This window comes from Streptomyces sparsus (assembly GCF_054776295.1).
This window is the reverse complement of sequence record NZ_BAAHCA010001550.1, coordinates 1-712: the sequence shown is the minus strand read 5'-3', so window position 1 is coordinate 712 and position 712 is coordinate 1. Positions and strand designations below refer to the sequence as shown.

Sequence of the window (712 nt, the reverse complement as noted above, 5' to 3'; positions counted from 1 at the left end):
CCCGAGGCGGCCCGGGCCACCGCCCGCCGGCGCCGCGACCACCGGGCGGTCGGTGGCGACGTCGGACTGTTCCGGCCGGCCGGGGTCAGTTGCCGCCGAACTGCGCGGCGTACTCCTTCAGCAGCTGGGTCTGCCGCCGGCCGACCTGCGCCTTGGGCTGCTCGCCGGTCAGCGCCGACTTCAGCATGTCCAGGCAGATGTGCCACCCGGCGGCGTTGCGCACCGCCCAGTCGGCGTCCGTGAAACTGTTGGTGAAGACGAGCCGGCAGCGGTCCTCGTGCTCCTCGTCGGCCGACAGTTCGATCCGGATCGGGTCGCCGTCCCAGGTGAAGGCGAACACCTGCTCCGGGACCACCTCGGTGATCACGCCCGTCGTCGGCGGGTCCTCGTCCCCCTCGAAGGTGAACGTCATCTCCGCACCGGGCGCCAACTCCGGGTACGCCACGCGGGCGGGGAACCAGCCCGCCAGCCCGTCCGGCCGGGAGACCGCCTCCCAGACCTCCGCCACGGTGTGGCGGTAACCACGCTCGAATCGCAGCGTGTGCCGGTCTCCTTCGGTGTGCAGCGTCGTCGCCACGTGCTCTGTCCCGCCCTCTTCGTCGCCTGGTGATACCGGATCGGCCAGCCTATCCGCCGTCCCGCCGCCCGCCCGGCCGCCCGTCGTCAGGGCGGCCCGCACCGAGCGCCCCGGGCCGGGACGGGACCGGGCCGG

1 protein-coding gene is annotated in these 712 nt (G+C 74.0%); it reads right to left on the bottom strand.

Annotation, left to right across the window (positions count from 1 at the left end; translation table 11 throughout):
- Positions 1-85: 85 nt before the first annotated feature.
- Positions 86-712, bottom strand: a 627-nt coding sequence (locus ACYVE9_RS29545; protein ID WP_461030940.1) for an SRPBCC family protein, incomplete at its 5' end; no start/stop codon positions are given.